The sequence below is a fragment of the Nonomuraea sp. NPDC049158 genome, from assembly GCF_040648335.1.
Lineage (GTDB): Bacteria > Actinomycetota > Actinomycetes > Streptosporangiales > Streptosporangiaceae > Nonomuraea.
Genome location: NZ_JBEZDM010000066.1, coordinates 1 through 16,162 on the forward strand (window position 1 = coordinate 1; position 16,162 = coordinate 16,162).

The following is a 16,162-nucleotide window of genomic DNA, read 5'->3' on the forward strand; positions in this document are numbered from 1 at the left end:
CCGGCTCCTCGCGATCGCGAGGAGCCGGCGGCGGACGCGGTGTTCGCTTCCCTGGAGGACGCCGCGACCCGCACATGATCGAGCAGGTCATCAGCCCGTACGCAGCTCCGCCGCGACCGCCCGCTCCCGCAGCTGAGTGGCCTCCGCCCGAGCCGCCTCCAGCTGAACACGGGCGTCCTCCAGCCGAGCCCGCTCCAGCCGTAGCTCCCCCCGCAACCCATCCCGTTCCTCCACCGCGCCCTCCGCCGTCTCGCGCGCCTGGGCGACCTCCGCGGCGGCCAGCTCCCGGGCCTTCGCCGCATCGTTCAGGGCGACGGCGCGATCTCGCTGCGCCTCGGCCGCGGCACGTTCGGCGCTCTCCGCCCGGGTGACGGCCCGTTCCCGCTCCTGCCCGGCCGCCTCCGCCCTGGCCTCGGCCGCGGCCAGGTCCCGCTCGGCCACCTGCCTGGCCCGCCTGGCTTCCGCCGCCTCCGCCCGCGCCGCCGCGGCCTCTTTCTGGGCCTGTTCGGCCCGCGCCTCCCCGTCCTTTTCCGCCCGTACGGCTCGGGCTTCGGCTTCCTTGCGCACCTGTACGACCTGCGCCTGCGCCTCCTTCTCGGCGCGTACCACCCGAGCGTCCGCCGCTGTCTCAACTCGTACGGCCTGCGCCTGCGCCTCAGCGGCCCGCCCGTCGGCGGCCTCGACCCGTTCCGCCAGCTCCTGGAGCGCCTGATCCCTGGCCCGCTCGGTCAGCTCCGCCCGCCGTACCGCCTCATCGGCCTGCCGTTCGGCCAGATCGGCCCGGCGCCCGGCCTCCTCGGCCGACTGCAGGGCCTGCCGCTCGGTGCTGGCCGCCTCCCGCAACGCGGCCAGCGCCTGCTCGCGAGCCCGCTCACCGTCAGCCTGCGCCGTGTCCCGCTCCGCCTCGGCCTCCTCCACGCGCAGCCGCATCACGCCGGCCTCCCTGCGCGCGTGCTCCGCGGCCTCCCGCGACAGCCGTACCTGCTCGAACGCCTGCTCCCGCTCGGTACGCGCGATGGCGACCCGCGTGTGCGCCTCAGCCTGCACGGCGCTCAGCTTCGCCTCGACCCCGGCCGGACTCAATTCCTGGGCCAGCGCCCTGGCCAGCGGTTCGATGGCGGCGGCCAGCCCGTTCTCCATCCGGTCGTACAGCTGCTCGGCCCGCGCCAGCGCCCCCTCCAGCCCCGGCGTCGCACGCCGCATCTCCCGCTCACGCTTGGCGGCGGCCTGACAGTCGCCTTCCGGGCAGTACGCCTTGGGCCGCCCCCTCCCCCGCCGCTGCTCGATCGGGGCTCCACAGTGCATACACGGCGTCACCACCGTGGCTTCTGTACTGATCTGTCGAGCGCTGACCTGCGGCTCGCCAGGTGTGTTCGGGATGGTCACTGGTCTTGCCTTCTCATGTGAAGTGGCGGATCTCGCGGCAGATGCGGCCTCGTGCGATCTCGTGTGATCTCACAACGCGCCGCCGCGATGTCGCACGTCATCTGGCGCGTCTGGCGTCAGGCGCTCGCGCCAGGGATGCGTGCTGTGCTCGGTCTCCAGCGCCTCATCCAGCCAGCGCCGCTGCCCCTCGCTCAGCAGCGGGAGGACCGCCTCGAAATCGACCTCATCCTTCGGCCGCAGCCCCCTGGACTTGTAGAGCAATTGCACCTCCGGGACAAGCCTCCGGAAACCGTCCTGCTCGAGGGTCAACCCGGCCAGCGGACGGCGGATCCGAGAGTCACGCCGGAAGATCCACTCCTCTTGGTCGGCCTCGTCCAGCATGAGCTGGAAGCGCCATGGGCCATCCGGATGCTCGCGTACCCAGATGTCGTGCGCCTGCTCGGGCAGCACCTCGCCAAGCGCCCATGGCCGCAGCGTCTGGGGCACGACCGCGGCATGTACGTCCCAGCCGTCCAGTAGCCGCCGCACGGCGAGTTGGTCCCGGCGCAGCAGCGCGATATCGACGTCCCCGTGCTCGCGGTACGCGTGCCCCACCGCCAGCTCGATGGCGTACCCGCCGGCCACCCACCACGGCGCCGCCAGCCCGCGCATCAACGCGACGACCTGGCCAAGCGGCGCGGCCTCCCAAGGACCCCACGGAGTCTCGATCCTGGTCATCGGCAAATCATGCACGATCACGGCCTCCATCGTCAGCACTCGCCACGCTCCAAGCCGTCACCACGCCAGGCTCCGCGAGACGTGCGCCACCTCCATGGAGATCGGACATCACGCGGCGATCCTCGCTCCTCCGGATGCGAGCCACACGGTTTCCTACGCCTGCCCGTCTCAGCCCTCACGCTCAGACCCTAGCATTTTCTATTTTCTAGAAATTCAAATTCAATAATTAAGATCCGTTGCGTCGCGGAGGATCTTGATAACTTGCGGGAAGGTAGAATTCCCGCAAGTTTCAGCGCAGCGTGATCGGCGAAGGACGCGATGATCTCCGCTGTGACGCGCAGGCTGGATGTCAGTGGAAACGCTGGGCTATGACTGGGACTAGCCACTTAAATTTCCCGGGCGTTCGTCACAGGGTTTCAGCGCATTGGTCACATAATTGCAGCGCCCACATCGTGACAAAGTCGCCCACAATGCTTGTTCCTGCCCTTTATGATCTTCGCGTCTGCGCTCCCCACGTCTGCCTGAGCTGGCCGTGACGGTGACCCCTAATTGCGGCGGCGAGCGCCGGGCGGCTGAAGTTCGCGCGGCGCGACGTGGATGGGGGCCTGAATCGTCGCTAGATGGTCCTTCCGCCCGTCTCCTGGGCTGCTGGCCAGTGCAATAGACGTGACCACTTCCGTTGAAAGCGCGATGACCAATGACGCCCTGGCCAGCATCTTCGTCACGTAGTTGCAGTGGTTGGTCATCGCGGCTGCAGTGGAGTGTGCACTCCAGGTTCAGAATGGATCTTCGCTTGCGGAGCGGGTCGAGGCGTAGCGGTCGCACTGTTGGGGCGCGCAGGCATCTCAGGGTTGCCCGACTGTCAAAGCTCCGCGTCTCCGCTGCCACTGTTTCGCGTGGGGTCGTTCCACCTTGCACCGGATCCTGGCTGCTAGCGTGGACGGCATAAGCCCCGGGATCGCCTCTGGCTTCACGCGTCCCGGGGCACCGCTGTGTTGGTCCCTCGTCGCCGACCCGCGATGGTCCCACTATGGCGGCCTGCGCGTCTGCCGTTCCTCGCGTTTGTGCTGGTCAGAGCCCCACGTTGCGCATGGCGTTGTCCCGCCAGCGGTCCACGGCCCTGATGTACCGCAAGACCACGGGTGAGGCGGGCGCCCAGCGGCCGTGCTTGGCGATGACCGCGACCGGGACGCCGGCGGCGTAGGCGACGGTGGCGCCGCCGGCGCGCAGGCTGTGCGCGGTGACGGCGTGCGCGTACGGCACGCTGGCGCGCACGGCCAGGTCGCGGACGATGACGTTGACCGCGTCCGCGCCGAGCGAGGGGCCGACGGTGCCGTGCCGGTTGACCCGCCGCAGCAGCCGCCCGGTGGTCTGTCCGGCCTGGTCGAGGACGTGGAGCCAGTCGCGCCAGGCGGCGACTGGGTCGGTGAGCGGGTGGCTGCCGCGCGGGATGGCGATGGTCTCGCCGCGGGAGTCCTTGTCGGTCTTGGAGGTGCGGATGGCCACCTCCAGGCCGTCGGCGACCTCGCGCACATCGTCCCGGGTGAGGGCGACGAGCTCGCTGCGGCGGCCCATCAGCGCCAGGCCGAGCACGAGCAGCAGCCGGTCCCGTAGCCCGATCGGCGTGGTCAGGTCGCAGGCGGCGACCATGGCGCGCAGTGCGTCGATGGTGATGGGCGGGGCCTCGCGCTGGCCGCGGCCGCCCGCTTCGGCGCGCTGGCGTTTGTAGGCGCGCAGCGCGAGCCGGGCGGCCTCGGTGACCGGCTGGCCCGGGTGTCCGGTCAGCCGGTGCATGGTGCGCACGGCGGCGATGGCCTGCTCGATGCTGGCCGGAGCCTGCCCGGCCTCGCACAGGGTTGAGGTGTATTCGGCCAGCGTGTGCCCGGTGGCGGGTAACGCGACGCGGCCGTGGGTGGCGCACCAGGCGGTGAAGGCGGCCCACTGCCGGGCGTATGCGCGGCGGGTGTTGGCCGGCACGCCGTCGGCGATCCGGCTCCGGGTTTGCTCGCTGAGCGTGTAGTCGGCGGCGGTGTGCGCGCCGCCATTTTCTGGAATCCCGGAAATGGCGTGCCGCTCTCCTGCCGCCGCCTCCGGCAGCGCCCGCCCGTCGTCGCTCATGTCCGGTTTGCGCCTTTCTCGACGAGGTCTCCTGCAGTCAATTCTGACCCGCGATAAGGAAGGTTATCACGGGTCAGATTTCTCGACATAACCGTTCGCGAACGAACGGAACATATGCGTTCGAACGCTGCGAACGATAATCTGATGACTGTGGCAGACGAGCAGAAAACTGTGGCGGCAAGCATTCCGGCCGAGACCGGTCAGACACGTGACAACGGGACGGACGGGCGGGAAGGTGAGCCGCGATGCGCCGGGCCCGGCTGTGCCAAGGCTCTGCCCGGGCGGAGCAGCCGCGCCAAATACTGCAGCGACGCCTGCCGGGCGGCCGCCCACCGGGCGCGCATCACCGCGCACGCCGCTCCCGTGACCAACGCGCTGCTGCGCGCCCACGATCTCCTTGCCCCGCTACTGACCGCCGGCGAGCACTGGCAGGCGGCCCAGGAAGCCCTGCGCGCCCAGCTGGCCGAGCTGAGCACCGGCGCGCTGGCCCAAGTGGAGGCCGCCGAACAGGCCGCCGAGGAAGCGCGCGCCGCCGCTGCGGCGGCCGAGCAACGCGCCACGACCGCGGCCAACACCGCCGCCACCCGGATCGCCGCCGCCGAACAGGCCCGCAGCCAGGCCGAGACCGCCCGCGACCGTGCCGAGGAGCGCGAGCAGGACGCCTGGCGGCAGGTCGGCGAGCACCAGAACGCCCGCGCCCAAGCCGAGCAACTCGCCGCCGACGCTGCCGACCGGCAGCGCCGGGCCGAGTACGACCGGGACGCCGCCCGCCAGCGAACCGCCGAGCTCACTGAACTGCACGCCACAGCGACCGCCCGCATCGCCGAACTGGAACAGCAGGCCGACGATCGGCAGCACGAGCTCACCGCCCTCCGCCGCCAACTGCAAGAGCAGGAAGCTCAGACCCGGACGACCGAGCAGGAGCGCGACCTGGCCCGCGGCATTGCCGCGGCGCGCACCGAGGAGGCCGACCGGCTACGCCAGGCCCTGACCGCCGAACAACACCGGCGCGAACAAGCCGTCACCGCGGCCGCCGTGGCCGAGCAGGCCCGCGAGGCCGCCGCCCAGGCCCGAGCCGACACCTCCGGTGAGGCCGATCGGTTGCGTGGTGAGCTCGCCGACCTCGTCAGCACGCTGAAGAGCGCTCAGCGGCAACGCGAAGAAGCCGTCACCGCCGCCGCGGTGGCGCAGGCTCTGTTGCGCAAGCAGCAGGGCGCTCAGCCTGACGGCTCTACTGACCCGGCCGACGACAGGGATGAGCAAGCAGGCTGAGGTCGTACGATTGCCTGCCCTACCTAGCTTCTCCGCTTCCGGGGCACCCGTTCGGTTCGAACGCACCTTGTTGCTGACGGGATCAGGAACAGCGCCCTAGGGCCTGTACGGAGTTGAGATTAGAGGGATTCGCTGCGCTATGGCCGGCGATCCTGGTACGCCTTCGCCATGGCGCGTGGAGACCTCACCGATGAGGAATGGTTCTTGATCGAGCCTCGCCTGCCGTTGGGTGAGCGAGGTCCGATCCCGGACCTGCGGCAGCAGTTGAACGCGATGATGTGGCGCTTTCGGACCGGCAGTCCGTGGCGGGACCTGCCCGCCGAGTACGGGCCCTGGTCCACCGTCTACGACCGTTTCCGGTCGTGGGCGAGGACCGGCGTCTTCGAGCAGTTGATGCAGGCGATGATCGCCGAGGCCGCTGCCCGTGGGCAGGCCGACCTCGGCCTGGTCAGCGTGGATTCCACGACGGCTCGCGCCCACCACCACGCTGCCGGGATGGTCCTGGACGGCGAGTTGGCCGAGGCGCTGGAAGAGGCCGCCGAACAGGAAGAGGGGCTACGCCAAAGGGGCAAACCCCCACGACGGCGACCCCTGCCAAGACGGGGACGGGGACGGGGATGGCGCCGGGGACGGGCGCCGGCGGTTACGACGCCGGCGCAGGTTCCGGCTGACGGCGGCCAAGCTGGGCCGCTCGCGAGGTGGACTGACCAGCAAGGTGCATCTGTCGGCCGACCGGCGATGCCGTCCGCTGTCCTTCGTCCTGACCCCCGGCCAGGCCGGAGACAGCCCGCAGTTTCGCGCCGTGCTGGAGCGCATCAAGGTCCGCCTGCCCATCGGCCGCCCGCGCACCCGCCCGGGCGCGGTGGCCGCCGACAAGGCCTACTCCTGCCGCGCCAACCGCGCCTATCTGCGCCGGCGCCGGATCAAGGCGGTCATCCCGGAGAAGAGCGACCAGGCGGCCAACCGCAAGAAGCGCGGCTCCCGTGGTGGCCGCCCGGTCACCCATGATCCCGATCTCTACAAGCAACGCAACACGGCCGAACGGGCGATCAACCGGATGAAAGAGTGGCGCGGGCTGGCCTTTCGCTTCGACAAAACCCCCGACAGTTATCTGGCAGGTCTTCATCTCTGCGGAGCCATCCTGTGGGGCCGAAGCCTCCAACCCATCTAAAGATCAGAACTCCGTACAGGCCCTGGCTAGCTAGGACGGCAGGGCAGCACTTTCCCATGCACTCTCGCGGAGGACGCGGCGATCACACGGTCCAGACCCGCGACTCGGACCCTCCCACCACGCGCCCGCGCTTGATCGTGGTGCGCCGCCCTGGGGCGTTCCTGAGGACGTCCTGTAGGTTGCCGGCCGAGAACAGCACCAGGTCGGCCACCGAACCGACCCGGACACCGGTGGACGGCGCGCCCACGTAGTGCGCGGCGTTGACGGTCACCATGTCGAAGGCCTGCCTGGCCGCCTGATCGGTCCACAGCCGGGCCGCGATGGCGGTCACCATGGCCACCTCCGCGGGGTCCAGGCGGCCGAAGGGGAACCACATGTCATGCACGTTGTCACTGCCCGCCGCCACCGTGACCCCATGGCTGAGCAGGGTCTTCAACCGGGCGACGCCCCGTCCGAGGAGCGGGCTCCCATCACCCACCAGGAGCAGGTTGCCCATCGGGCAAACGCAGATGTCGATGCCGGCGGCCAGGACCGCGGCGATGACCTCGGCCGCGACGTCGTCGTCGTAGGCGTCCAGCGCGCAACAGTGACCCGCCCTGACCCGGCCCGTCAGTCCGGCCTCGATGGTCTTCTCCGCGAGGAACAGCAGGTCGCGCTGCGCCGGGTCGTAGCTGTAGTCGCAGTGCACGTCGAGGTCCACGTCGCGCTCGCGGGCGAGCTCGACGAGCAGTTCGACGTGACGCGCCCGATCCCGCGGTTCCTCGACGTCCGGCGCACCACCTAGGACGTCCGCCCCCGAGGCCAAGGCGTCGCCGAGGAGGCGGAGCGCAGTGCGGTCCCTGACGATGCTCTCCTGGGGGAAGGCCACCAGCTGGATGTCGATCAGATCACGGCAGCCTTCGCGGAGCTCTGCTATGACCTCTAGGGCCCGCAGGCCGTTAATCGGGTCGACGTCGACGTGCGCGCGCAGTGTCCCCACGCCGTGGCCGACGGCGAGTTCGATCGCCTGCCTCGCCCGCGCCCGCAGGTCCTCCGAGGTGAAACGCGTCTTGGCCTGCCGGGTGCGTTCCACAGCCGCCTCGACCGGCCCTTTTCCCGTTGCCGGCGGCAGCCCGGGGAAGGTCAGAGCCTTGTCGATGTGGAAGTGCGGTTCGACGAAAGCGGGGGTGAGTAGGCCACCACGTGCGTCGATGGTCTTCCCCCGCCCCGCCGGGACACCACCGATCGCGGCGACATGGCCGCCTTCCAGGTGGACGTCGACGAGGTCGGCGGAGTCGAGGATCCGCGCGTTGCGGATCAGCAGCGGTTCAGGGCTGCCCATCGGCGCTTTCTCCGCGCCCGGCCTCGGTCCCGAAGCCGTCGAGCGACCCGCGCTCTTCGAGACTGAGCAGTTCCTGGAAGAGCGTGATCTGAAGTTCCGCAGGCGTGTCCAGGCGAGAGTTCAGCGACTGCCAGGGAGTGACGGTGGGCGGCGCGACCTGGGCGGCACCGGCCGAGAGCAGTCGGTCGGTGGCAGCTTTCGTGTCGTCCACCTCGAACGCGACACGGATCCTCGGAGCGACCTGGCGGCCGACCTCGACGTCGTCGATCATCTTCTTCTGCGCGGGGTTTGCGATCTCCAGGGTGGCCCGGCCGGCGTCCAGGATCACCACCTGGGCACCGTCGCCGCTGGAAAAGGCCGCCTGTTCGGGCAGGCCCAGCGCGTCGCGGTAGAACGCCACGGCGGCCTCGTAGTCTTCTGCCACGACCACCAGCCGGAGCTGGCGGACGGTGGGCGGCGCGGGGAGCGGGGAGTCGGTGGGGGAAGTCATGGCAGCTCCGTTTCGAGTGTGGGCGTGATGAGGATCAGTGGGCGAGTACATGGGGCGAGGACGCGGGCGTTCCGGTGGCGGTGCGCCCACCATCCCAACCAGGCCCCTGCCGAGGGTGGCGGGATCCCGCGACGGCCAACGGCCGGCGGCGACCTGGTCCAGGAAGGAGTCGAGAAGCTCGTTGAACGCGTCCGGCTCCTCGTGGTTGACGGTGTGGCCGGTATGCGGGAGCACGTACAGGCCCGCGGCCGGCATCGTTCGCTTGAGCATGACGTTGACGTCGAGGCAGCCGTCGTCCTCGTCGCCGACGACGAGCAGGGCGGGCGTGCGGACCTCGCTCAGGCGGTCGCGCAGATCGTACAGGGAAGGGCGTCTGGCCAGCACCTCCGCGAAGGTCATGGACATGCCCACGGCGTCCCGCGCGGCCAGGCGCTCGCCGAATCGCTGCCACGCGGCGTCGTCCTTGCGCCTGAACTGCCGGCGGGTCGGCCCGTCCTGGTAAGCGCGGGCCGCGGTCGGCACGTCGGCGCCGAACAGCCCGGCGGCGGTCCGCGCCTCCTCGGCGAAGCCCGCCCGCTGGTGCGGCGCCGACCCGTAGCCGGCTCCGGCCACGGTCACGCTGAGGCACCGGCCGGGATGCTCCAGCGCCAGGTGCAGGGCGCAGAAGCCCCCCATCGACAGGCCCACGACGTGGGCGGCGGCCAGCCCGAGCGAGTCGAGGACGGCCAGAGCGTCCCGCACCGCGATGTCCTGACCATAGCGGCTGGGCTCGGCGGGGACGTCCGACGGCGGGTATCCGCGCGCGTTGTACCGAACGCAGGTGTAGCGGTCGGCGAAGTGCTCCACCTGCCGCTCCCAGTCGAGCAGGTCGCCAGCCACTTCGTGGAGGAACAGCAGGGGCGGCCCGGTGCCGTCCACCGCGACGGCCAGGCGGGTGCCGTCGGGGGCGACCGCCTCGGTGTGGCGGCTCACGCGAGGCGGCTTTCGTCCGCCTGGCCGCCTCGCCCTTCCTGCGCGGTCTCGAGGGCCGCCCAGGCTGGCCAGACGTGCCTCATGAGCTGGAAGGACAACGCGGTGACGGGCATGGGGAACCCTTCGGCGTCGGCCTCGCGCAGTACCGCCCGCATGTCCTTGAGGAGGATGTCGAGGTCCTCACCGGCCCGGTAGTGCTCCCACCACGGTTTGACCCGCCGCCAGTTGTCCACGACCCAGCTGCCGCCGACGCTCACCGACAGCGCGGCCATGAGCGCGTCCTCGTCGACCTGATAGCTGTCAACCAGCCGGATCGCCTCGAACACGCCCATCATGTTGATCCCGAAGGTGAGCTGTACGGCCAGTTTGGTGGCCTGCGCGGTGCCGACTCGCTCTCCCACGTGGAAGATGTTCTCCCCCATGGCGTCCAGGAGCGGGCGAAGCCGCTGGAAGACCTGCCCGGCCCCGGACACCATCAGGGTCAGGGTGCCCGCCTCCGCGCCCCAGGGGCCGCCGGACATGGTGGCGTCGACGGCGGTCACGCCGTGGTCCGCGAGCTCGGCCTCGAGATCGGCCATCGTGGTCGGGTCCAGGGTGCTCGCCACGACGGCGGTTCGCTGACCGACCGCGCGGGCCACGCCGTCTTCGCCCAGCAGTACGGCCTTCGTCTGCGCGGCGTCGCGGACCACGGAGAACACCACCTCCGAGGCCCGTTCGGCCGCCTCCCGCGGCGAGCCGACCAGCGTGATCCCGGCTGCCGCGGCCAGGTCCCGCCTCTCGGGAGAGGGATCGAACCCGTACACAGCGTGGCCGCGCTTGACGAGGTTGGCGGCCATGCCGAGGCCCATCGCGCCGAGCCCGATGAATCCGATGTCTTCTGTCATGCCTGCTGCGCTCCTGCCCTTTCGTCGCCGTTTGTGGAGGGTCCCGGGAAGGGGCTCGGCCGCGGTTCGCCCCGGAACTGGACGGTCTTGTACTCCGTGAACTCCCGCAGCCCCTCCTCGCCGCCCTCGCGCCCGAACCCCGACTGCTTGACGCCGCCGAACGACAGCGCGGGGGAGCCGTCGCTGGTGGTGTTCACCCAGACGGTGCCCGCCTCCAGGCCGCGGCTCATCTCGAAGGCGCGGTCCAGGTCGGTGGTCCAGAGCGACTGGGCAAGGCCGTATGGCGTCCCGTTGGCCAGGGCGAGCGCCTCCTGCCGGGAGCCGAAGGAGGTCACCGACAGCACGGGACCGAAAATCTCCAACTGGAAGAGGGGCGTCTCCCGGGCGACCGAGCCGATCACGGTGGGCTCGTAGAAGGCGCCCGCCGCCAGATCGGGGAGAGCGGGGGCCCGCCCTCCCGACAGCACGTTCCCGCCGGCCTCGGCGCCGGCCAGCACCGCGGCGTGCACTCTGTCGCGGTGCTCGTGGTGGATGAGCGCGCCGATGTCGCTGCGGGGGTCATCGGGCATGCCCACCGTCAGCGCGCGCGCCCGTGAGACGACGGCGGCGGTGAACTCATCGGCGATCGCGGCTTCGACGAGCAGCCGCGAGCCGGCCACGCAGGACTCCCCCTGGTTGGCGAACGCGCCGAAGACCACGGCGTCGGCTGCGGCGTCCAGGTCGGCGTCGGCGAACACGACGTTGGCCGTCTTGCCGCCCAGCTCCAGCCCGACGCGGGTGAGACTGTCGGCGGCGGCGGCCATCACCTGCCGGCCGACCCGGGTCGATCCGGTGAAGGAGACGTAGGAGACGAGACGGTGGGTGACCAGCGGGTGCCCGGCGGCCGCGCCGGTCCCAGTGACGACGTTCACCACACCGGGTGGCAGGCCCGCTTCCTCGCACAGCGCGGCGATCTCCAGGCTGCTGCTGGAGGTGAACTCCGACGGCTTGACGACCGCGGTACAGCCTGCCGCGATGGCGTACGGGAGTTTTTGCAGCAGGATCAGGGCGGGGAAGTTCCACGGAGTGACGAGCCCGACGACCCCGGCCGGCTCCCTGGTGGCGAGCACTGTGTAGCCGGGGGCCAGACCGGTGTAGGAATCGCCCTTCGCCGTCCTGGCCAGCGCCGCGGCGTGGCGGACGTGGCCGATGCCCAGTGCGATGTCGCCGCGCGCGAACCGCAGCGGCTTGCCGACCTCCTGCGAGTCGAGTGCGGCCAGCCGGTCGGCGTCGCGTTCGAGCAGGGCCGCCAGCGTCTCCAGCAGCTCGGCCCGGCCCGTGGCGGGAATCCGCCGCCAGGAGGCGGCGGCGAACGCGGCGGCCGCGGCGTGCACGGCGGTGTCCACCTCGGCGATGCCCCCCGCGACGAACGTGGACACGATCTCGTTTCTCGCCGGGTCACGGCGCTCCAGCGGTGGGCCATCGACACGCTCGCCGTCGATGTGGTGGCCGTAGACGCGGACGCCTTCCATGGTGGCCGCGCTCATCGGGTCAGCTCCACGATCTCGGACGCGGCGATGTGCGGTACCTGGCCCGCGCCCGACGCGACGACCTCGCGCCACTCGGGGTCATCGCGGAACGCCGTCCAGCGCCGTTCCCGGTCGCCCTCGTCTTCGAACTCCAGCAGGTAGACCAGTTGCTCACCTTTCGTCAGCCGGCGCAGCCAGGGGCCGCGGGCGGTGATCCCGTGCTTGGCGAACAGTGGCAGGCTCGTACCGGTGAACTGGTCGAGCAGCGACTGGGTGTGTCCTGGTGTGATGGTGTAGTAACGCAGTTCTGCGATCATGTGCTTGTCCTCGTTCGGTTCTGTTCGTGTGCGCGTGGTTCAGGCCCAGGCGGCCAGGATGTCCTCGACGGTGACGACCCGGGCGAAGCGCCGCTCCGCGGTCGCCAGGGCCGCGGCGTGCAGCCCCATGTCCCACGAGGCGCAGGCGTCGGAGGGGATCGTGACGTAGAACTCCCGGGCGAACGCCTCTCTGGCCGTCGTGTCCACGCAGACGTTCGTCGACACGCCGCAGCAGATCACGCTGTCGTGGCCCAGGCTGCGCAGCACCAGTTCGAGATTGGTGCCGCCGAAGCCTCCGTAGCGGTACTTCTTGACCACGTGGTCCACCGGCTCGGGGGTCAGCTCGTCGACGATCGCCTGCCCCCACGAACCGTCCAGGCAGATGTCCTCGGCCGAGTAGCTGGCCCGCGACCTGGCATCGTGCCACACCGGCGAGTCGCTGGCGCCGCCGGGAAGGGTCGTGTGCTGGCAGTGGATCACCACCGCCCCTGCAGCCCTCGCCGCGCCGGCGAGCCGGGCGACAGCCGGCAGAACACGGCGCGCGTGGCTGACGTCCCTGCCTCCGACGACGGCGGCCTTGCCCTGTGGGTGGACGAAGTCATTGGAGAGGTCGATGAGGACAAGGGCCGTCCGGTCCGGTCGCAGTCGCTCAACGAGCCCGGCAGGCATCGTGGGCGTGGCGGTTTCAGACGCCTTCATGACAGCATCTCCCTCGCGTAGGCGACGGCGCTCGCCCACTGGTTCTCCGGCCCGCCGGCCGGCGGCGCGCCGTGCGCGGCAAGGCATTGTTCGGTGATGAGCCAGCGTTCTCCCAGGTTCTCGGCCGCGCGTGCGGGGTCCGCCGTCGGCGCCAGCAGGGCGTACAGCCCGCGGCGGCCCTCCAGGCCGGTGACCGGAGCCGTCATCCCGGAGCGTGCCAGGTGGGCGGCCTGCAGCCCGTCGCCGGCGGCATGCCGGTGCTGGTATGTGCCGAGCGGTGTCTCCGCGACCACGGCCAACCCGGCCGCCTGGGTGGCGGCGATGCCGATGGCCCGCGCGGCCCACTCGGTACCGAGCCCGTCCATGCGTGCCGCGGCCGTCGCGGCGCCCACTCGTACGGCGGCGCCGACGGGATCCCACCCGCCGACCACCTGACCCTCGAGGGTGCGCAGCAGCCGGAGCGCCACTTCGAGCCCGACCGCCAGCCCGTGCTCGGCCCGGTCGCGTCCCATCGCATGGACGGTGGCGTGGTGCAGGGCGGCGCACGCCGTCCAGTGGACGGCTGCCCGAGCCCGGCCGGTCTCCTCGCCCTCGTCCGGCCGGGTGGGACCGTCCGCATACGGTCCCGTCAGGAACCCGGGCCCCGGCAGCGCCGCTCGCGCCGCGGCCTGCGCCGCGGATCCGGCCGGAGCCCCGGACGCGAAAGCGGCCAAAGCGAGCGTGACGGTGGTCATCGGGCCTCCACCTCCTGTGTGACTGGTTCGAGCAGGGCTTGCACCGCCGCCGGCGTCACCTCATGGCCGAGCCGGATGACGGCGTCCCAAAGGGGGCGTGCCCGGCCGGGCACGAGTGCGTCGGCCTTGTCGATCAGCTCGCTGTCCGTGAGAGGACGCAGCAGGCTGCCGCGCGCGTGCGCGACGGGCCACCGCGTGACGGAGCCGTCCACGGCCTCGATCTCCAGAGTGGCCGCGTCGCGGGGGATCGCCTCGTCGGGGCACAGCTCGGTGCGGGCGCGCATCGAGGACAGCTCGGGGTCGATGACCGCTGCGTCGCTGAACTCGGCGAGCCCGCCGGCGCCTCGTGCCAGGCCCGCCGCCACGCCGTGCACCGCGGAGAAGCGGGCCTCCAGGCCAGTGCGCGGGTCGAGCCTGCCCATCAGCTCGGGGACCAGTGGGTGGCACACGTAGCGGACACGGGCGACGCCGGCGGGCCGCACGCCCTCGCGGTGGGCCAGGATGGCGGCGTCGATGCCGGGGTGGGCGACGATGCCGCACGGATAGGGCTTGAAGGTGTTGGCCACGACCTCCCAATGCGACCCGAGGCCGTCGAGCAGCAGGCTGGGGTTCCGGTCTCCGGGAGCCAGCGCCAGCAGCAGGTGGCTCAGGTCGGGAAGCGCCCGGGCCGTACTGGCCCCGAACGCGGACTCCCGCGCCGCCACCACTCCGTTGGCGGCCGCCTTGCCCGCGTGGAACGGCTTGACCTCGGTGCCGAACGCCTCCCGGTGGCCGACGGTTCGCAGGGAGGCCAGCCGCAGCGCGCCGGCGAGCGCGTCGCGCCCCAACCCGCCGAGCAGGCCTGCGGTGACCGCGGCGCCGATCACTCCGCAGGTCCCGGTGATGTGCCAGCCGCGCTCGTAGTGGTCGGGCGTGACCGCGAGGCCGAGCCGGAGCTGGATCTCGCAACCGAGCGCGAAGGCGGTGAGCAGACCGGTGCCCTGCTCCGCTGTCCAGCCCGCAGACCAGGCGGCGCCCAGGACGGCGGCGCCCGGGTGGATGACCGTGGCCAGGTGGGTGTCGTCGAAGTCGTCGAGGTGCGCGGCGAATCCGGTGAGCAGTGCAGCGCCCGGAGCGTCGGCGTACCCGGCCACGCCGGGCCCGGCCGGCACGCCGGAGGAGGTGGCGAGAGCCGCGGCCAGCCTGGTCACCTCGGGCGAGTCCGCGGCCCCGAGGGCAACGGCCAGGACGTTGTACAAGGTCCTGCGCGCCGCCATCGCGGCGTCCTCCGGCAGCGGGCGCGCCGCGGCGTCGAGGACGGCCTCCGCGACCTCCTCGTACGCCGGAGTTATGTGACCGGTCACAGGCTCGGCTCCAGCCAGGTGATGGGGCCGAAGGAGAATGCGAGCTGCGCCAGGCCCTCGGCGGACGCGCCGTGCCAGTGCTCCTCACCAGGCTCGATCCACACCGTGTCGCCCGCCGAGACCGGCAGAGGCTCGGCGTCGCGGCGCCCGACGAAGCCCGTTCCTCGCACGACGTGGATGACCTGGCCATCAGCATGCCTGTGCCAGTGGCCGCGCACACCCGGATCCAGCCGGATGAGCGCGGTGGTGACCTTGCCGGTCGGTCCCGCCTGGATCGCCGAGCTGAACGCCACGCCGGAGAAGCGCTCCGGCTCCGGCACGGGCGTCGGATCAGCCAGCAGGTCGGCGGTACGGAACAGCCTCATGCCACCGCCTCCGTCTCGGGCCGCAGCCCGGCGCCCGGCGCGATGGACAGCTCCGTGAAATGCCGCATGGTATCGATGAGGGCCGTCTCGGCGGGGATGCGCTCCATGCTGGACGCGCCGAGGAACCCCGCCGTCCCCGGGGCACGGCGCAACACCTCCTGCACGTCGCCCGGCGTGGCGATGGGCCCGCCATGGCACACGACGAGCACGTCGTCGCGTACGGACTTGGCCGCGTCGTGGATCGCCCGGGTGCGGGCCACCGCCTCGTCGAGCGATATGGCCGACGTGGCGCCGATGAGCCCCGCCGCGGTCAGCCCCACGTGCGCCACGACCACGTCGGCGCCGGCGGCGGCCATGTCGCGCGCCTCTTCCTCGGTGCGCACGTACGTCGCCGTGAGCATGTCCTGCTCCCTGGCGGTGCGGACCATCTCCACCTCCTTGTCGAAGCCATATCCGGTGGCCTCCAGGTCCGCGCGGACGCTGCCGTCCAGCAGGCACACCGAGGGGAAGTTCTGCACTCCGGCGAACCCGAGTTCCTTCAACTGCCGCAGGAAGAGCGGGATGTTCTTGAAGGGGTCGGTCGCGCAGACGCCCGCGAGCACCGGTGTCCTGCTCACCACGGGGAGAACCTCCGCCGACATCTCCACGACGATGTCGTTGGCGTTGCCGTACGGCATCATCCCCGCCATGGACCCGCGCCCGGCCATGCGGAACCTGCCCGCGTTGTAGATGACGATGAAGTCCACGCCCGCCTGTTCGGCGCACTTGGCGGACAGGCCAGTGCCGGCGCCGGCGCCGATCAGGGGGCGACCGGACCTGACTCGGTCGTGGAACTGCGGGACATACCGCTGACGACTCATGGTCG

Annotated in this window: 14 protein-coding genes and 1 pseudogene; 2 read left to right on the forward strand and 13 right to left on the reverse strand. The window is 71.3% G+C overall.

Annotated elements, in window-relative coordinates:
* Positions 1–90: 90 nt before the first annotated feature.
* The 3 genes from AB0B61_RS55805 to AB0B61_RS55815 form a co-directional block, all read right to left on the reverse strand.
* Positions 91–1,305 carry a hypothetical protein gene (locus AB0B61_RS55805; RefSeq protein WP_358450171.1) on the reverse strand — a complete coding sequence of 405 codons (1,215 nt, stop codon included), beginning with the start codon at positions 1,303–1,305 and terminating at the stop codon, positions 91–93.
* Positions 1,306–1,455: 150 nt separating this feature from the next.
* Positions 1,456–2,103 (reverse strand): amino acid transporter, encoded by a 648-nt coding sequence (locus tag AB0B61_RS55810; RefSeq protein ID WP_358450173.1) that lies wholly within the window; start codon positions 2,101–2,103, stop codon positions 1,456–1,458.
* A gap of 1,071 nt (positions 2,104–3,174) precedes the next feature.
* Positions 3,175–4,221 carry a tyrosine-type recombinase/integrase gene (locus tag AB0B61_RS55815; protein WP_358450175.1) on the reverse strand — a complete coding sequence of 349 codons (1,047 nt, stop codon included), beginning with the start codon at positions 4,219–4,221 and terminating at the stop codon, positions 3,175–3,177.
* 144 nt (positions 4,222–4,365) lie between these two features.
* Here AB0B61_RS55815 and AB0B61_RS55820 point away from each other — a divergent pair, with 144 nt between their 5' ends.
* Complete coding sequence (locus tag AB0B61_RS55820) at positions 4,366–5,493, forward strand: hypothetical protein (RefSeq protein ID WP_358450177.1); 1,128 nt, start codon at positions 4,366–4,368, stop codon at positions 5,491–5,493.
* A gap of 168 nt (positions 5,494–5,661) precedes the next feature.
* A pseudogene (locus tag AB0B61_RS55825) lies at positions 5,662–6,664 on the forward strand (IS5 family transposase).
* 82 nt (positions 6,665–6,746) lie between these two features.
* On the opposite strand, the gene AB0B61_RS55830 reads toward AB0B61_RS55825, so the two are convergent.
* The 10 genes from AB0B61_RS55830 to AB0B61_RS55875 are packed head-to-tail and all read right to left on the reverse strand — an operon-like array spanning position 6,747 to position 16,157.
* Entirely contained in the window at positions 6,747–7,985 is a 1,239-nt protein-coding gene (locus tag AB0B61_RS55830) for an amidohydrolase family protein (RefSeq protein ID WP_358450179.1), read from the reverse strand.
* On the reverse strand, positions 7,972–9,447 hold the full coding sequence (locus tag AB0B61_RS55835; RefSeq protein WP_358450181.1) for an alpha/beta fold hydrolase: 1,476 nt from the start codon (positions 9,445–9,447) through the stop codon (positions 7,972–7,974). The genes AB0B61_RS55830 and AB0B61_RS55835 overlap by 14 nt, the downstream gene beginning before the upstream one ends.
* Entirely contained in the window at positions 9,444–10,331 is an 888-nt protein-coding gene (locus AB0B61_RS55840) for an NAD(P)-dependent oxidoreductase (protein ID WP_358450183.1), read from the reverse strand. Before AB0B61_RS55840 ends, AB0B61_RS55835 begins: the two co-directional genes overlap by 4 nt.
* A complete protein-coding gene (locus tag AB0B61_RS55845; RefSeq protein ID WP_358450185.1) occupies positions 10,328–11,857 on the reverse strand; it encodes an aldehyde dehydrogenase family protein in 1,530 nt (509 codons plus the stop codon). The genes AB0B61_RS55840 and AB0B61_RS55845 overlap by 4 nt, the downstream gene beginning before the upstream one ends.
* Positions 11,854–12,156: an NIPSNAP family protein gene (locus AB0B61_RS55850; RefSeq protein WP_358450187.1), complete on the reverse strand. Its 303-nt coding sequence runs from the start codon at positions 12,154–12,156 to the stop codon at positions 11,854–11,856. Before AB0B61_RS55850 ends, AB0B61_RS55845 begins: the two co-directional genes overlap by 4 nt.
* A 39-nt stretch (positions 12,157–12,195) precedes the next feature.
* Positions 12,196–12,855, reverse strand: a complete 660-nt coding sequence (locus AB0B61_RS55855) for a cysteine hydrolase family protein (protein WP_358450189.1) — start codon at positions 12,853–12,855, stop codon at positions 12,196–12,198.
* Positions 12,852–13,589, reverse strand: a complete 738-nt coding sequence (locus AB0B61_RS55860; protein WP_358450191.1) for an MmgE/PrpD family protein — start codon at positions 13,587–13,589, stop codon at positions 12,852–12,854. Before AB0B61_RS55860 ends, AB0B61_RS55855 begins: the two co-directional genes overlap by 4 nt.
* Complete coding sequence (locus AB0B61_RS55865) at positions 13,586–14,932, reverse strand: MmgE/PrpD family protein (protein WP_358450193.1); 1,347 nt, start codon at positions 14,930–14,932, stop codon at positions 13,586–13,588. The genes AB0B61_RS55860 and AB0B61_RS55865 overlap by 4 nt, the downstream gene beginning before the upstream one ends.
* Complete coding sequence (locus tag AB0B61_RS55870; RefSeq protein ID WP_358450195.1) at positions 14,929–15,297, reverse strand: cupin domain-containing protein; 369 nt, start codon at positions 15,295–15,297, stop codon at positions 14,929–14,931. The genes AB0B61_RS55865 and AB0B61_RS55870 overlap by 4 nt, the downstream gene beginning before the upstream one ends.
* A complete protein-coding gene (locus AB0B61_RS55875; RefSeq protein ID WP_358450197.1) occupies positions 15,294–16,157 on the reverse strand; it encodes a phosphoenolpyruvate hydrolase family protein in 864 nt (287 codons plus the stop codon). Before AB0B61_RS55875 ends, AB0B61_RS55870 begins: the two co-directional genes overlap by 4 nt.
* Between the last annotated feature and the right edge of the window lie 5 nt (positions 16,158–16,162).

Coding starts and splice junctions, on each gene's coding strand:
- AB0B61_RS55840 (WP_358450183.1), bottom strand. CDS start 10,331: ATGACAGAAGACATCGGATTCATCGGGCTCGGCGCGATGGGCCTCGGC.
- AB0B61_RS55850 (WP_358450187.1), bottom strand. CDS start 12,156: ATGATCGCAGAACTGCGTTACTACACCATCACACCAGGACACACCCAG.
- AB0B61_RS55805 (WP_358450171.1), bottom strand. CDS start 1,305: ATGCACTGTGGAGCCCCGATCGAGCAGCGGCGGGGGAGGGGGCGGCCC.
- AB0B61_RS55830 (WP_358450179.1), bottom strand. CDS start 7,985: ATGGGCAGCCCTGAACCGCTGCTGATCCGCAACGCGCGGATCCTCGAC.
- AB0B61_RS55815 (WP_358450175.1), bottom strand. CDS start 4,221: ATGAGCGACGACGGGCGGGCGCTGCCGGAGGCGGCGGCAGGAGAGCGG.
- AB0B61_RS55845 (WP_358450185.1), bottom strand. CDS start 11,857: ATGAGCGCGGCCACCATGGAAGGCGTCCGCGTCTACGGCCACCACATC.
- AB0B61_RS55810 (WP_358450173.1), bottom strand. CDS start 2,103: ATGACCAGGATCGAGACTCCGTGGGGTCCTTGGGAGGCCGCGCCGCTT.
- AB0B61_RS55855 (WP_358450189.1), bottom strand. CDS start 12,855: ATGAAGGCGTCTGAAACCGCCACGCCCACGATGCCTGCCGGGCTCGTT.
- AB0B61_RS55820 (WP_358450177.1), top strand. CDS start 4,366: ATGACTGTGGCAGACGAGCAGAAAACTGTGGCGGCAAGCATTCCGGCC.
- AB0B61_RS55875 (WP_358450197.1), bottom strand. CDS start 16,157: ATGAGTCGTCAGCGGTATGTCCCGCAGTTCCACGACCGAGTCAGGTCC.
- AB0B61_RS55860 (WP_358450191.1), bottom strand. CDS start 13,589: ATGACCACCGTCACGCTCGCTTTGGCCGCTTTCGCGTCCGGGGCTCCG.
- AB0B61_RS55870 (WP_358450195.1), bottom strand. CDS start 15,297: ATGAGGCTGTTCCGTACCGCCGACCTGCTGGCTGATCCGACGCCCGTG.